General features: G+C 42.6%; 11 protein-coding genes and 1 pseudogene. 4 read left to right on the forward strand and 8 right to left on the reverse strand.

What is annotated here, in order from left to right:
• The first annotated feature begins 204 nt into the window (after positions 1 to 204).
• Positions 205 to 648, forward strand: coding sequence for a dCMP deaminase family protein (locus L2730_RS03695; protein WP_248973365.1), 444 nt, complete (start codon positions 205 to 207; stop codon positions 646 to 648).
• A gap of 64 nt (positions 649 to 712) precedes the next feature.
• Here L2730_RS03695 and L2730_RS03700 read toward each other — a convergent pair whose 3' ends face one another.
• The 5 genes and pseudogenes from L2730_RS03700 to L2730_RS03725 form a co-directional block, all read right to left on the reverse strand.
• Positions 713 to 2941: a TonB-dependent receptor domain-containing protein gene (locus tag L2730_RS03700; RefSeq protein ID WP_248973366.1), complete on the reverse strand. Its 2229-nt coding sequence runs from the start codon at positions 2939 to 2941 to the stop codon at positions 713 to 715.
• 437 nt (positions 2942 to 3378) lie between these two features.
• A complete protein-coding gene (locus L2730_RS03705; protein WP_248973367.1) occupies positions 3379 to 4044 on the reverse strand; it encodes an SDR family oxidoreductase in 666 nt (221 codons plus the stop codon).
• A 62-nt stretch (positions 4045 to 4106) separates the two neighbouring features.
• Positions 4107 to 5135 carry a metal-dependent hydrolase gene (locus tag L2730_RS03710; RefSeq protein WP_248973368.1) on the reverse strand — a complete coding sequence of 343 codons (1029 nt, stop codon included), beginning with the start codon at positions 5133 to 5135 and terminating at the stop codon, positions 4107 to 4109.
• Between the two features lie 371 nt (positions 5136 to 5506).
• Positions 5507 to 7003 carry a lytic polysaccharide monooxygenase gene (locus L2730_RS21950; RefSeq protein WP_283105640.1) on the reverse strand — a complete coding sequence of 499 codons (1497 nt, stop codon included), beginning with the start codon at positions 7001 to 7003 and terminating at the stop codon, positions 5507 to 5509.
• A 274-nt stretch (positions 7004 to 7277) separates the two neighbouring features.
• Positions 7278 to 7754 (reverse strand): annotated as a pseudogene (locus L2730_RS03725) (DUF3103 family protein); the annotation flags it as partial.
• Between the two features lie 362 nt (positions 7755 to 8116).
• On the opposite strand from L2730_RS03725, the gene L2730_RS03730 reads away from it, so the two are divergent.
• Positions 8117 to 9091, forward strand: a complete 975-nt coding sequence (locus L2730_RS03730) for a methylenetetrahydrofolate reductase (protein ID WP_220739383.1) — start codon at positions 8117 to 8119, stop codon at positions 9089 to 9091.
• Between the two features lie 512 nt (positions 9092 to 9603).
• Complete coding sequence (locus tag L2730_RS03735; RefSeq protein WP_248973369.1) at positions 9604 to 9918, forward strand: hypothetical protein; 315 nt, start codon at positions 9604 to 9606, stop codon at positions 9916 to 9918.
• A gap of 261 nt (positions 9919 to 10179) precedes the next feature.
• Here the strand turns inward: L2730_RS03735 and L2730_RS03740 are convergent, their stop codons facing one another.
• Positions 10180 to 12768 (reverse strand): acylase, encoded by a 2589-nt coding sequence (locus L2730_RS03740; protein ID WP_248973370.1) that lies wholly within the window; start codon positions 12766 to 12768, stop codon positions 10180 to 10182.
• Positions 12769 to 13420: 652 nt separating this feature from the next.
• Between L2730_RS03740 and L2730_RS03745 the strand changes: the two genes are divergently transcribed.
• Positions 13421 to 14779 (forward strand): ADP-ribosylglycohydrolase family protein, encoded by a 1359-nt coding sequence (locus tag L2730_RS03745; RefSeq protein ID WP_248973371.1) that lies wholly within the window; start codon positions 13421 to 13423, stop codon positions 14777 to 14779.
• Positions 14780 to 14875: 96 nt separating this feature from the next.
• Here the strand turns inward: L2730_RS03745 and L2730_RS03750 are convergent, their stop codons facing one another.
• Together L2730_RS03750 and L2730_RS03755 are read right to left on the reverse strand one after the other, a co-directional pair.
• A complete protein-coding gene (locus tag L2730_RS03750) occupies positions 14876 to 15781 on the reverse strand; it encodes a GGDEF domain-containing protein (RefSeq protein WP_248973372.1) in 906 nt (301 codons plus the stop codon).
• 203 nt (positions 15782 to 15984) lie between these two features.
• On the reverse strand, positions 15985 to 16902 hold the full coding sequence (locus L2730_RS03755) for an AraC family transcriptional regulator (protein ID WP_248973373.1): 918 nt from the start codon (positions 16900 to 16902) through the stop codon (positions 15985 to 15987).
• Between the last annotated feature and the right edge of the window lie 25 nt (positions 16903 to 16927).

The raw sequence follows: 16927 nt of genomic DNA on the forward strand, positions 1-16927 counted from the left end.
AATCGATAGAGCTCTATTTAGGAAATATAAAAACGACACTTTCAGTAACACTAGCAAGCCCTAGCCCAACATAAGTCTTCACTCGATATACATTGATTCACTAAAGTAGCTTGGCTTTTGGTTGCTTTATCATTGTTCACCATAGAGAATAGCAACTAGATTGAGTAGTTTATTCAGTAGTATAGATATAGGAGTGCTTGAGAGATGATGACAAAATGGGCGACACGATTTTTACAAATGGCCGAACTCGTTGCATCTTGGAGTAAGGATCCCTCTACTCAAGTGGGCGCAGTGATCACCGAGAATAACCGCATTGTGTCTTTAGGTTTCAATGGTTACCCACATGGAGTCTCCGATAGCGCCGAAACCGACAACCGCGAGATGAAATTGCTCAAAACGTTGCATGCAGAAGAGAACGCCATACTCTATGCCAAACGCGATCTTAGTGGTTGTGAGATCTGGGTGACCCATTTCCCCTGCCCTAACTGCGCAGCCAAGATCATCCAAACAGGACTAAGCACTGTGCACAGTCCTCAACCAAGCCAAGACTTCCTGTCTCGCTGGGGTGAAAAGATTAAAATAAGCCAAGATATGTTCGACCAAGCTGGCGTTACCGTTGACTGGATGCAGGTAGAAGAAAATAAGTAAAATATCATTATTAGTTTAACCATAAAAAAGGCCACATCAGTGGCCTTTTTTATGTCACGAGCAACTAAAACGAGTAAGCAACACTCACTCTTATATCTCGACCGGCAGCCGCAACACCATCGCCCATATAAGGTTTGTAGTACTGGTTGGTAATGTTTTTTACCGTTAAGTAGGCTTCCCAATTATCTAACGCGCCGGACTCTCCGCTAAAGGCAACATAGAGATCCTGTACGAAATAGGCATCTGTTGGTTGATCAGTCCTGAAGCTACTTTCCGCAGGCATCTCATCTTCTGATTTACTGTCATACCACTTGCCTCGCCAGGCAAACATTAAGTCGTTTGTTAGGTAATAACCAAGCTTCAAGCCAATATTAGTTGGTGCGAGATCGGCTAAATACTCATCTTCGCCGGTAGAGTCTTTCAAGCTACCATCATGTTTACCTGTAATGTACGACGCATCTAAATCTGCAAACAGGTTTTGATATCGGTAGTTAACGACTAAATCGGCCCCTTTATTATAATATCCCTCAAGATTGGTGTTATAGCCTTGAGCTTGTTCTACTGAGTTCACTCCTGAGCGTTTCGCGATATCACCTTCACCCTTATGGTAGTACATGGTGATCTGTGTCGATAGGGTATCGTCATCAGCAAACAAACCATTATTAACCTGAGTCATCCCAAGCTTATAAGCTTGTAATCGCTCCAAGTCTAAATCACGACTTGATGTAATTGCTTTACTCGCCTTGGCATACTGTACCGTGTAAATATCATCAATAACCGGAGCCTGTAATGTATAGGCGTAATCAAAGTAAAATTGAGTCTGCTGGCTCAATTCATAGTGGACTCCTAAGCGGGGTGAAAGGCCAGAGTGTGAAACTGCCGAGTAATCATGTCCGGCTGAAATATCATTATAATCAGCAGCTAAGTTTTCTTTACCTTCACTGCGGATGTAATCGTACCTAAGCGAAGGTTTCACTGATAACTGATCGCTTATTTGGTAGTTGAACTCAGCATAAGCGCTAGATGTTTGTTGTTTACCACTAGGTTGATAATAAGGCGTGTATAAACCAAAATTTTTGGCTTCTTTCTTTTCATAAGTTTTGTTGTACACCAAGGAGTCACGGTCTGAACTTAGATATTGAACTCCTAACAGCAGGCTATTATCGCCAAACCAGCTGGTATTATTGATATCGACAAATGAACGTTTGTAATCAAGCCAAGATTCATGACCAAAATTGCCCACAGAGACATACATTTTTTCCCATGCTATGTCTGGACGTACCCAATGCCGCTGGTTATCACTGGTTGACACGACTAGTTGAGTATCTATCCAGTCATTATTGGGCGTATAGCGGTAATTTAATGAGTAGTTGGTATCTTTATAGGTATTATGAGCCGTCGTTGCAAACAGCGCAGTTTCATAATCACCATACTTCTTAATATTGTAATCACTAATTGTCGGCATTTGCCCCCGGCGGTTTGCCCAAGGTTTTTGTCCTTCATCTTTATAATCAGTCATCGACAAAGACATCAAATGGTCGCCATAATCAAAATCCACTTTAGCTAATAAGCTGTTTTGACGGTAGCCAGAGTAGCGCAGTTTAGCTTCATCACCAGTATCTAGCTCAACCGGCTCCCCCTCCTGTGCAATATTATCGCCCCATATACCATTGCCCAACGTTGTATCATTTGCATCTCGATAGGTGTAATTAACAATGGCAGATAGGTGACGATTAAATTGCCCATATACACTGATTAAGCTGCGCTTCTCGTCATTATTGTCGCTGTAACCCCCTTTAAGACGAGCGCCAAAATGCTCTCCAGCATCTAAAAAGTCTTCAGCGCTCTTGCTAGTAACATACATGGAACCACCAAAACCACCATTACCAGAACGAACATCATGGGCACCTTTTATCACCTGGATCTGTTTAATCAAGTCAGGATCGACAAAAAACGAACCATAACGATATTGCTCAAAACCTAGAGGTGCATTGTCTAAATACAGATTGAGGTCTTCTTCATCACCAAAGCCCCAAACATTGATGCGCTCCCCGCCTACACGTGTGCCGCCGTCAATATTTATACCTGGCAGTTGATCAACCAATTCTGCAAACTGTGTTGACTGCTGCTCTTCAACCTCTTTCATGGTAATAACAGCAGTGCCAGGAGGCGCTAGCTTTAGTCCACGACGATAAGCTCTGCCTGTAACCTCAATGACCTCAATGGCTTCAACTTTTGGTTCGCCTAACACCTTATTTTGAGCATCTATAACTGCCTGTTCATGCTGAATCACTGGTTCCACTTCTGTTTGTGCATAAACATGGGACTGTATGGAAAGTGCTAAAAATGATAATGAAAACAATTTTATAGAGCGTGATATCACCGGATGTATTCTCAAGGATAAGAAAAGATGGCGGCGAGTATAAAGAAAAAACAACTAAGTGATAATAATTATCACTCATAATTTACATATGAAAATAGACTGTTACAAATGGAGCTTAACTAGCCTGCAAAAATTACAATAATGATTCAAAGTTAAAGATTGTAAGCTCAAATCAGGCAGACAGACGAGCATGGAGAAAACAAATATAGAGTACGAATTTAATCGCTGTGTGGGTGCAAATGTTCGTTTGTCTAATAGTGATTAGGTAAAAGATGAACTAAAACTGCAACTAATCTTAATAACTTGAAGATTAGCTGCAGTTTTATTTGGTTAGTTTTATCTAGCGACTACCAAGGTAAAACCTGACCATTTGAATGCCTAAAGACCCCAGATTGGCTCATATCAAGCTGCTCGATTAAACCAACAATGCGGCTAGCGGATTCATTAGCAGAGATATCTCCACCATGATTGACCATGTCCGTTTGTACATAACCTGGATGATAAATTCCCACTGCCACCTCTTTAGGGGCTAAGTCATGGCTCAATGACATTGATGCTGCATTTAACGCCGCTTTCGACATCCGATAACCGTAACGACCACCGGAAGTATTGTCTTCGATAGATCCCATTCTCGAGGTTATCATCGCGACTTTAGCCCCTCGAGTTAAGTGATTTTGTAACGCTGCAACCACACGCAATGGCGCCACAGCATTAACTTCAAACTGAGCACGAATGGTATCAAGATTGAGATTAGTTAAGCTCTCATCGCGCAATATGCCAGCATTGCAGATAAGTAGATCGATATTGGTATTCGCTAAAGCTTGCTTCATATTAGCAATCCCCGCGTCCGTCGCCACATCAATATCGGTCACTACGTTTACATTTAATGCAGCTAACTCAGCAGAAGAGTGGCGACATAAAGCGAAAACATTTTGACCTAGAGCACAATAAAGAGTGGCTAGCGCCAAACCAATACCACGATTAGCACCTGTAATAACAACTGTTTGAGACATATCTACTCCAAATTTAAGAAATCACAAAACGGAAAACACCGCGAAATTAACACTAATGAACATTACATATTCGCGCACGGTGAGCTACACAGACCGAGGCTAGCATTGATCGTTTGATCACCAAGCGCCCTATCACGTAATAACTTTAACTCACCTTGAATACTGGGTTGCGGTAAACGTGCTGGCACTTGGAGCCTCCATTCACCGCTGCCATCTTGACTGCCAAATTGAAATTTAAAAGCCAGATTACCAAACATGCCTAAGCGTAGATCAGTCACAATCAATTGCTTATTAAGTTGCTCATAACGGACAAAATCATCGGTGAAATCGCGCAATGCCACCAGCTGCTCAGGCTGAGTGACTAACGGCCATTCGCCGCGAGATTGAGAGATAAACTCAATATCAGGATGACTATCGAGCACCGATGCTAAGCCTTCCCAATAATGCTCTCCATCTAATGCAACAACACGCCAAAGTAAGGTGTTAAACGGTGTGGGCGCAATAAACACCTTTTCGGTGCTGAATCCACGCAGCTCGAGACTTGCATATGCTCTTTCTTCTACTATCTGCTTAGCGATTAAACTCCAGCTTAAATAAGCGCTAGAAACCACGAGCGCTATCAAACAATAACGACTGAGTGACGCTTTACGAGCCCACCCAATAGCTATTGCGATAAGTAAAGGCAAGGTATAGAGCGGGTCAATAATAAAAACACTCGATAAAGAGTAGTAGCCGTGGAGCGGCCATAATAACTGCGTGCCATAACTGGTAAAAGTATCCAATAAAGGATGCGTGACTAAACAAAGAAGAACCAGCAACCACAATCGAGAAAAGGACCAGTCAGGGAGAGGTTTAAAGCGTTGGAACAGGCCAGCAACAAGTAAGGAAAACGGCAGTAAGATCAATATTGAGTGGCTAAAGCCACGGTGCTTTACCGTATTGCTGATATCATCGCCATAATCGATAAAGACATCCAAATCAGGCAAAGTGCCAAGCAAAGCACCTGCTAACAATACCTTGGCATTACAACGCCTGCCCGCAATTGCACCTGCAACTGTTGCGCCTAAAGCCGCTTGAGTAATCGAGTCCACAAAATCTCTCTAAAGTTAGTTCAGTTAGCGGTCAAGCCACCAACAATGAGTGCGCTACAGACTAACCTTATAATACTTTGATTAACAACCGTGATATTGACTCAAAACATTTCTTGTAGAGCCCTCAACTGCAATTAATTAACTTAACAGCCTAAAACTTACCATAACAAAGCAAGGTATTTATCGCCGTTCTAGCTGTAGATTCATGATTCAGTGGGAGTTAAAGGATTTTAATCACGCCTTTGATTACCACTAATGGTCACCCCCTTGGTAAAATCAATAACACCGAGTAAAGCCCATCGCCGCAGCTCCCCCATAAAAAAGCCAGAAGGGCTTCCTTCTGGCTCACATCACATAGCATGCTAGTTGGCTTAGCGCCAAACACCCCACTCCCCGGTAGTGCCAGGCTCCTCACCCTGAGTCCACCACTGAGCGGTCCAAGTTTTACCATTATGAGTCACCACATCACCCACAATATAAATACTGGCGGTACTCCATGTATTCGTGTTCGGCTTTTCTGGCTCTACAGGAGGCACAGGCCCTGTTGAGTCAGGCTCAACAACAAAAGAATACACCTCTTCGTCAGTAGCATCATCATTACTAACCACTAATTTAAAGGTTAATTCATGACGCACATTTTCCAGCTTGGCTGTTTCAATAATCAGTTCATCATTTAAGCCTATTTTTGTTTGCACTGGCGTGCCACTCGTCTGCAACCACTGTACGCTCGTAGCATCCCCCTTGCTTTCATCATGTTGTAGTACAACGTAGTCACCATGCACCACACTCGCGCTACTTAATGGTTTAAGTACTTTAGGAGAGATAGCTGCGACGACTGGGTTAGGATCAGTTGTGACACTGAACTCACCAGAAGCGCGGGCATCTTTTGAGTTGAAGTTATTGCCATGAAGATCATTTTTGAAATACATATAGTGCTTCATCTCCTCATGCCAGCGACCGATGAACACATTGCCTTGATGGTTAGCTTCATACCAACCATTCACTTGTGAAGCGAGTAAGCGATCCCAGTCATTTTTGTTTTCAGAGGTGATACCGAGCGAGAAAGACGAATGTTCTTCGCCATTCTTATTGAATACCTTGTAATGAACCTTATTGCCAATAGTAACTGAATCTAAACTGATAGATGCTGGAATGAAGCGACCACCGGTAACTAAGTAAGGTTCACTCGGTTCAGGTGTCGGATCAACAGGCGGCTGAGTCACATCATCATTGACTATTTCAATATCACTACAGTTATAGAAACCCTCGCCAACCGGGTCGATACGCTGCCAGCGAACAAACAAGATAGCATTACCGACTCGATCCGTTGGAATGGTCACATCCATGCGATACTTGCCAGCAACCACCGGAATGTTGCCCTCTTCTTGAATAAGCTCGAGATCTCCCCAAGCTAATGCTTTTGAAAGATCCGCATCAGGTTTAGTCAAATAGAATTGCCAAAACGAAGGATTATGTGGAGCTGTTGCGTTAAATACGTATTCAAACGTTCCCGCTTTGACTTTAGAGCGTGTCCAACCTTCGCTAGCTGCACCCATGCCTTTTTTCTGTGGGTCATTAGCATAGCAAAGCGTGCCATCCGGAACCGTATTTCTTACGGTTTGAATATTGTTGTAATCAGTGATGTTGATTGAGTATTCATTACGTTGAACGAAGGGATATGAACCAGAAATAGCTTTAGCTTGTGAGCAACCTGCACTGGGTGGGTTTCCACTCCAAACTCCACCCTCCTTAAAACAGGTTTGCTGTCTAGCTTCTGGATATTCTGACCAGCCGTGCGCCTGCACTTGACTGCTAGAAAATATCAATAGTGCCGAAGTAACTGCCATATTTAACAAACTTTTATTCATTCTAATACTTCCTTTATTAAATAAGAGTGTTTCACCAATTGCTAATATCAATAACCGTACAGGCGACAAAAGTTCTTAACTTCTTAAACTAAATATTGAAAAATGATGATTTTACAGCAGAATATATCGGCAGCGACTGCCGAATTGAATAACTCTATCGAACGAGATAATGGCTTGGTGGCAAGCTTTAACAAAGTCCTAAATATTGAACCGCTAATACCTATACTTTAATAATGAAAAAGCAGAGAGAGTGACTTGTCTCTGCTGCTGATTATTACCTTGGTTGAATCGTTAGCGGCGTAAAAGTTGCCGCGACATTGTTACTTGCCCCTAGATGATAGTAGTAAGTTGTTCCTTCAAATAAGGTGTAATAAACATCGACACAATCATCATCGTTAGTGAACCAAACATCAGGCATAGTTTGCAAAATACCATTGGTGATCTGCTAAATGGTTGCATAGCGTTGGGCGCCGGGGAACATGGGCATGATCGCTTCGGCAGCTTCTAACTGTTTACCTGTCAGTATCTTGTCGTTAGTGCCATCATCATGCTCCATAAGCAGTACATCTGCAGTAGCCCAACGATAGCGCTCCCAATGGATTAACACTTGGTTTGGATGATAAGTTGTTCCATCGTAATCTAAATAAGCAAGCTCAACGATATCAAGGACTGATTCGTCTCAGCTAGGGCTAACGCCAGTCACAATCGCATAGACTTCCGCTGCGCCTGAGCTCCAAGGATCTTGGTCATTATACGATGGTCAACTTGTGGATCTTGCGGTAGTTCATTGGCACTGATATCAAGATCACACTGATTAACCTCATTTCACAGCAAGTTAGACACTGCTGTATATTGATGACTAAGATCAATTGTGATTGCCCGCTTCTGATCGGCTAAGTTAACGATTAAGTCATGTGTTTCGGCATTGGTGGATAAGCGAGTAGATAAGCTTAAACCTAATTAGTGTATAGAAAACTAAAGGCTTAGCAAAGCTAAGCTTTGCCCTAAGTAGCCATACTGATTTCAACATGATAAAAAATTATCTTATAGAGCCTTAACAATCGTCGCGATTTAGGACACAATGGCATCTAATATCCATCTAGACGGCTAAACATGAAAAAATCATTGAAACAGCGTTCGTCCGATCATCACCGTGGGATCTACTTTATTGGTACAACCCCACCCAAAATTGATACGGATTTTGAATCGGTCAGTACCATTGCTGATAAGTTGTTAGCCCGTCTTGATGAGATAAGTTTCGATGGTTTAATCATTTACGATATTCAAGATGAAACTAGCCGAATTGATACACCTAGGCCTTTTCCGTTTAAAGCCACATATGACTCAGGCACCTACGCCCAGCTGCTTAATCAAAAGTCGGCTAAACCTGTTATCGCCTATAAGAGTGTCGCAGGCCTTGATGAGCAGAGCTTTAATGAATGGCTATCTCGTGCTTGGTATCAAAATAATGTAAGAGATTTAGTATTAGTCGGTTCGCCATCGACTCAAGCTGCAAGTTCATTGCCTTTAAATGACGCTTACCGTGTATTAGCCGCACACTCGCAAAAGTTCTATCTTGGGGGCATTGCAATTGCCGAGCGCCATTTAAGTAAAAAAAATGAACATATTCGTCTATTAGGTAAGTCGACTCTAGGTTGTGAGTACTACATCACTCAAGCGGTGTATAACGCCCAAGCAACTATCGATATGTTAACCAGCTACGCTGAGGAATGTGCGCTCAATAATATAAAGCCAAATCGGGTCATTCTGACATTCTCCCCCTGCGGTAGCGCTAAAACATTAGAGTTCATCAACTGGTTGGGCGTCTCAGTTCCCGAAGCCACCCGCGAGCGTATTTTGTCAGCCGATGATCCTCTGTATGAATCAATTAAGGTCAACCACAGTAACCTTCTGAAAATTTTGGCGGCGGTACTTCCACTCAATATCCCATTAGGACTAAATATTGAAAGTTTAACCAATCGAAAAGCTGAAATTGATGCCTCTATTTTAATGTACAAGCTACTTAAGGGCACAATGAATCAAGCCTTAGCCCAAAATCAAATTGATCAATTTGTACTGAACAGATAACTACTGCAGTAAAGACAAAGCCCCGCGGTGTTCGTTGACCGTGGGGCATAGTACGCTTCGATTTACATCACAGCTAAAGCTTGCACGAAGGTACGCAAACAGCGTTACTGATTGCAGTCTCTTATCAATTCTTTAGTCAGGGGCTGTTGTTCTTTCGAGCTTAGTTTTTGTTCGATTCTTTACCCTAAGGAATAATTATTTTAGTACCAGACTTCAGCGATACTGCTTAGCTGGCTAAGCGAAAATTTCGTAACGCATTCTAGTCAGAAAAGAATAAAAGCATTGAAACGAACCCAAAGGGCCGCGCTTCTTGGCTATTTTGACTGTGTTGTAGGTTATTTGTGGAGAGTGACTAAACGACATAGCCTCCGCCTTGTCAAAATAGCCAATAAACTGCGGCAAAAACAACCGTGAAAGGTCAACAGCCCCTAGTTAATCAATCGTTAAGTTACGGTACAGCATTCTGCAGCTATATTAATTATCGAATTAGGATGATTAAGCAGAGGCGACAGATGAAAAATTTAACCAATATGTTAACTACAGCAGTGAAAACAGTAACCACTATCGCGCTGACTTTATTTGTCTCAATTGGCAGCGTGCATGCCTCACCCAATACAGCGGTAACCGCTGATTTAGTCAAATCAAAAACGGATCAGAACTTGTTAGTTTGCCAATATCAGACAGTATCAGGTAGCCACTTTCAGGTATTTGACAAGGCCTTAGACAATGAAAGCCGTTGCCCAACTAGCATGCAAGTCGCCCACGAGGCGATGCTTACCGATGCAGAACAAGCCCAGATCAAACAGATGCTTTCACTGAAGAATTAATGATTGCCCAAGTTAACCAAATTTAATCTAAAGCGCGGCACAAGCTGCGCTTTTTTGTGGCCGCGTCCAACACGTGGAGTTAATAGTGGCAGCCTATTTTATTTGTGTATGTTGTTTAAACGGTTAAAACAAAAAGGGAACGGCTTTAACCATTCCCTTTGCAATATCTAGGCTTACTCAAACAGGCTTATTCAAACAAGCCGATTCAAATAAAGACAACATAACCCTAAAACAAAAAACCTAAGTAGATGACTTAAGCGCTTATTGCTGTTGTGCACTGAGCTCAAGGGTTGATTCAACCGCAGCGGCAATATCAGTTTCAGTAAACAACAAAGGACGGAACTGCTTACTGGTTGAATATAGCGTACTTTGGTCATTAAACTGTGGGCTCATAATATTGCTCGATTGCGAGTAAGTCAGTATACCTTTAGCCACAGGCCCTTGGTCAGTAAAGCTCACCGCCATCATCCAGCTTGAACCATAACGGATCCCATAACCTTGCTCAGACAAACCAGATGCTAATGGTTTACCAGTTACTGCGTCCATTACTGCAGCATAGCTGTGTTGTGGCACTAAGGTATCATCGCCTGATAAGCGGGTTGAGAATACGTTAAAGCCACCTTCAGCGTTATGCGTTCCAGGCCAAGGTAACTGAGTCCCCGATGGTGCTCCATCTGGCAGAGACTTTTCAACAAACTGCACCGTGCCCATTGCAGCTGCTACATCAAAGCCAGCGGCTTCAACATTCAGCGCTGCTTTGGCTAATGCCACCAGCGCACTGCCATCTGTGGTTAAAGTATTTGGCGTTGTTGCTGCATTTTCATAATCAAATGGCACAGTCAGCATAGTTGCTTGGTCAAATAGATGGGCAAATTCACGCACCAGTGCCCCGCCAATACTGTCGTTGTCCTGTTTACCATTCCACTGTTTAAGGGCTGCGCAAGCAGCCGAGATGTCCTTTGATTGCGTTGCACTGACCATAACAGGGCTATCACCTTGCGCTTCACACTGGCCAATTAGATCGCTCAGCACCAAGCTGTTTAGGTAAACATCATTACCCAAAACGGCGGCTTCTAACTCATCAATCGTAAACTTGCCATCATCACCTGCCGCTTCGCTCATCAGCTTAAGTGCCATACGTGTGCGCAGTGATTGCTGGCCTCGCTCAGGGCCGTACATGGCGGAGTAACCTTCCAGTGGTGCTTCGAGGTTGGTTGACCAAAATGAATTATTAGAGTTTTGCACAAAGTCAGTGCGTTCAAGCTTAGGTGCATACTCGTACGCCATTGGTTTATCGAAGGCAAACATGCTGGTATTACCTGGCAAAATGGTAAAGCCCGCTTGCTGACGCGCAGCAATGATGTCTGGGTTCGATTTTAGTAGACTAATAGCGATGCCAGATAAACCCGGTACCGTTGAGTCATCAATGTAGAAGGTATTCCCCTCTTTATCGGCATACATGGTGTTATTAAAAATTACGCCATCGAAGTCTTTAAAAGCTTGTTGGAACTCCGCTTTGTTGCTGGCACGGTTCATGGCTAGCCAATGATCGACAGGATCTTTGTTAGCCATATTGGCATCTTGCAACATAAAGGCTTGGCCATCATCCCAACCAAATGGTGCTTGCGTGGCTGGCGCTTCAGCAATTGGGCCTTTTGGCGTAGTGTAGATATCTTTTTCTGCCACCAACATACCTGCTGGGCCGCCGTTGACATAAATTTGCACCGTCTCTTTGGTGATAGGCATAGTTTCACCGTCAAACAGGTACTGCATGCGATCGCCACTCACGAGCTCTAGATTGTAAAGCACAAAATGCTCGGCTGTTGAGAAGGTATGCGTCCAAGCGACATCTTTGTTAAAGCCAATATTGATTGCAGCAGGCATGCCCACTAATGACCCCCCCATGACGTCAATATGCCCCGGGATCGTTAAGTGCGACTGCCAGAACCGTAAGTTCCCCGTATGTGGAAAGTGTGGGTTGCCAAGCAGCATACCTTTGCCGTTTGCCGTCTTGTCTTTACCTAACCCCCAGCCATTTGAACCCAAATCTCTAGGGTTAGTTTCTGGTGTCGTTATTCTGTTTTGGTAAGCGACAAATTTAGTATTCACATCTTGAATGAAGGCAGTTTGCGCCTTCGTTGGCGCAGGGCCGACGATACGCGGTAAGTATTCTTGCCCATCACCTGGGTTTGCGTAAAAAATTAAATCAAGGAAGTTAGCCGCACCAGGAAGTAATGCAATCGAAAATAAATAATTGGCAACGTCTATGCCATCAATAGGTTTAACCCAAGGTTGACCTGCACAAAAAGGTTCTGCTGTTTGGGTACCTGCTTCAACATCAGCTAAGAACTGGTTATAACCAGCACTAAAACCTTGCATTAACGCACGAGAGTTATAGCTAAAATTGGGGTATTCGGTTTCGGCTTTCTGACGAATTTTTAGTGCTTTGTAGGCAAAGTCAGAGATTAAGTTACCGTTGTCTTCAGCTGTCGGTAAACCGGTAGTGAAATCAAGCGAAGCATGAGGACCAAAATACATTGAGCGCTCTGAATTAGCTTTAATAAAGCCGTCGGCGAGCACACATAGATTGTCTTGTGCTTGGGCATAACCACTGCCAAAACCTAAGCTTTCAAGGTTATCGGCTTTAATATGTGGTACGCCATAAGTAGTGCGGCGAATTTGCGCTTTAAGCTGACCTTCTGGGGCAAAAGCTTGTAACGGTGGGACCACTTCTGGAGTGGGTTCAGGAACAAACAGCGAGTCACTTTTATCTGTTTCGTCATAACCACAACCGCTTAGAGCAACGGTTGATGCCATTCCCAATGCTAGCACTAACTTATTTAGACGCATTAAAATATCCTTTTTATTGTGTTGATCCATCAGTCATTGCTGCTGGATACTTTTATTATTTCTGATGTCTTAATTTTAATTTTAAAATAACAACTTAACGATAAAGCTGCCCAAATATTTTCACCAAATACGACAAAGACACATCAGCCATTTAAGCAATCATTTAAACGTTTGTATACATCTAATTAACACTTACTAACACTTAATGTTGGACGCCATCTTTAAGCAAAATAAAGTGAATTTACATTGAGATATAATTCGATTTAAATAAGCAACTAGCGCTGATATCTATAATTGATTCTGAAGAATTAATGACTCTTTTAGTAAGCCATATTGAAACCTAAGCGCAGTACGAGCTGCCTTTTGGAGAATAAAAGGGACTAAGCAAACTAACATTATTCTGAGCCTATTTGAGTATCATCTAGGCAAAAACTGTTCGGCATGTAACCACAAATGCATAGCTAACGGAAAAGATAAATCTAAGGGTGCAATTGAAAAGCGAACAGGAAAAAATAGGCCGCCTTGGCTAACCAAACAAAATAATTCTACTCTGCTACCACTCATCCACATATTCTTTTACTGGTTGATTTTTAACAAAGCTAACCACTATAGTACAAATTATGTAACCGCTTTCATTTTATGAGTGTAAGATATGAAATTGCTCTTCGTTGTGCTTTTTACCCTACTTTCCTTGAGTGCTTGTCAAACCTCAAGCCAACTTGCTCCAAGTAAAAATGATGCCCTCCCTATCGCTAAACAGGCTGCACCTGCGGCTAATAACTTAAAGATCTCCAGAGATAGCTACGGTGATAAGCTTTATGGTTTTTGGCTAGGGCAATCTATTGCTAACTGGACAGGTCTGGTGACAGAAATGGACAAAATTGGTGATATTGGTGAACTCAAAACCGGGGACTTTTATACCAGAGAAGATTGGGGAAAACCTGACCAGCCAAGTATTTGGGGACAAGGGGTTCCTAGCGACTTATCAGACACTATCGACTTTGTTTTCCGAGAGCCGGGAGAAGTATGGGGATCTGATGATGATACAGATATTGAGTATTTGTATCAGCACCTATTAGCCACCCACAACACCAGTATGTTAACTGCGGAACAGATCCGTGATGGTTGGTTAAAACATATTAAAAAGGACGAAGAAAATTACCTCTGGGTTTCAAACCAGCGCGCTTTTGATTTAATGGCTCAAGGCATGTTGCCACCAGAAACGGGAGCACCGAGTAACAATGAACATTTCGACATGATAGACGCACAGCTAACCACTGAGATATTTGGGCTATTCGCCCCCAGTAGACCCGACATAGCACTAAAAATGGCAGAGCTGCCAATACAAACGACAGCAAGAAAAGATGCCGAGTACATAGCCAAGTTTTATGTGGTTATGCACTCACTTGCATCAGCTGTAGATAACGATATGCCTATTAAAGAGCAATTGTCCTGGATGACAACCGAGGCTCGCCAAGTATTGCCTGATACTTCCTACGCAGCAGCTATGTATGATTACGCCACACAATTACATGACTCAGGCATACCGTGGGAGCAAGCAAGGGATCGAATATACCAGCGATACCAAATCAATCAGCAAGATGGCTATGATATAACGTCCAAACAGCTGTACTGTAATGGTTGTTTTGCGGCTGGCATTAACTTTGCGGCCAGTATCATCAGTTTGCATTATGGTGAAGGCGATATAAAACAAACCATTAAGATTGGCTCATTAGCAGGTTGGGATTCAGATAATCCAACTGCGACATGGGGCGGGCTAATCGGCTTTATGATTGGCAAGCAAGGAATAGAAAAAGCATTTGATAGAAAATTTGCAAACCAGTTTAACATCCACCGCACTCGACAAAACTTTCCAAATGGCGGCATTGATACCTTTGATAACATGGCTGAAACAGGCCTAAAAGTGATCGACAATGTTGTCATTGAATTGATGGATGGTTCCATTGAAAACAATATGTGGATTATTCCAATGACTAAAAAAAGGCCGTAGCCCCCCCCTTATTAATCATTTGGGACAGAGCAGCATAACCGCCTCTTACTTAAGCAACGCCCAAAGCTTAATAAGGGGCGCAAGAACCGCAATTAATCATGGTTGGCTACGATGAATCCCCTTCAAAAATTCAACCCTATTTCTGCCATATGTCTTTGCACTATATAAAGCCTTATCTGCACGGTTAATTAAAACTTCAAGCGTATCGCCAACAATAAATGTTGTTACACCAAGACTGACAGTAAGGTGCTGCACTCCAGGGAAAGTACTTTCATCAACAGCACGCCGGCATGACTCAGCGAGTTTTATCGCGCCATTTAAGTCTGTTCCGGGGCATAAAATTAAAAACTCCTCTCCCCCCCAGCGTCCAACCGTATCGAGCATGCGAAAACTATTTTTCAAAATTTCAGAGATTTGAATTAAGCATTTATCTCCAACAAGATGACCATAATTGTCATTCACTTTTTTAAAGTGATCGAGATCGACCAGAATAATGCTTAGCGGATATTGAAACTGTCTAAATCTTTCAATTTCATGACTCAGCCGAGTATCAAGATCTAATCTATTCGCCAATCCTGTCAGCACATCAGTCTTAGCCAATTTCAATGCTTTTTCTTCAAGTGACTTCTGAGCAGTGATATCCGTAGATATCCCAAGAATGCCGATGATTTCATTTGGGGTTTCATCTGAATAGATGGGTGTTTTTACATTGAGGTAGATTCGCCTTTTTGCCGTTCCTTCATCAACTGTAACCTCTTCTTCAGTTGACTCACCCGATAACACTTCTAAATCAACGGCTCTAACCCCATTGACTACCTCTGTAGAGAAAAAATCTTTGTCAGTAGCAGAATAAAGCTGTTCAGCAGTACAGCCAAAAAGTTTAAGTGTATGTATATTTGCGTATACATATTCAAGCCTACAATTCTTGATATAAACAAAAGAGTGTACGTGATCTAACGCTGCATATAGGCCTTTCATCAAATTAACCTGCTCTTCTTGCATCTATCAGCCTCGTAATAGTATTGGATATGCTCTAAAAAACATTACAACTACCTAAATAACAATATCGAATTTACGTTTAAGTGCACCACAAAATGCTCTTAAGCGATTAATTTTTAAGAGTAATCATAACCAATAATTATTAACCGATAATTAATCATTAGCTACTCTTTCAAAACATAGTAGGAGGTCGTGATTGATTGTTATTAACTATGGTTGTCTGCGTATTTATTTAGTTCTTCAGCGCTCTTTGCCCGCTTAAAGGCCGCCGGAGTGACCCCAGCCAACCGCTTAAAATACTTATTAAAGTGCGTGATATCCTCAAAGCCTAGATCATCAGCAGTTTGTTGTATTGATAAACCATCCATGACTAACTTTCGTTTGATCTCAAGCGTGATTCTAAAATCGATTAGTTGCTTGGTTGTACGGCCACAGCATGATTTGCACAGCTGATTTAAGTTCTTGTAGCTAGTGTGCATCAACTCAGCATATTGAAGGGCTTCCCTAGCCTCAAAGAAATGCTGTTCCACTAAGCTGATAAACAGATCGAAGCGCTCCTTTTGGTGCTCGCTTAGGTGGCTAAGATGACTCTTTCTTTGCCGACCTAATTTGATCAATAAACTAGAGAGTAGTAGCTGCACTACCACATCGTCGTCAGCCCGCTCATAAATGGCCTTCTTCACCTCCTTTAACAGCACGTTGCAGCTCTCCTGTAGATCTTCAGGGAGTACCGTTAACACAGGTGATGACGCCATGCTTTGGTGAAATGGTGCGAAGTAGGAAGTGCGTATATTGGAAGCACTATCAGAGAAGAAATCCGTACTAACATTGACCATAGTACCTTGAGGTAAATCCTCAGGGTCGAAGGCGTGTACTTGATTGCGGTTGATAAAAATAACACTACCCGATTGGTAGGGATAGTGTTTGAAGTCAATAAGATGCTGTCCCTGCCCTTTGCTGATAAACAGGAAGCAGAAATAACTCACTCTATGTGGTTGGTAGGGGTCGAAGTCGTAACGATTGAGCCTTTCCCGAAAGCACTCAAGATCCATAACTTCGATACCAGAACTCTGTTTAGCTGGAGCTCGGTAGTGAATGTTAGGAATTGAATCGCAATTGTTCATGCATGCCACTATAGCACCTCCTTAA

The sequence above is a fragment of the Shewanella kaireitica genome (genome assembly GCF_023284045.1).
GTDB classification, from domain to species: Bacteria; Pseudomonadota; Gammaproteobacteria; order Enterobacterales; family Shewanellaceae; genus Shewanella; species Shewanella kaireitica.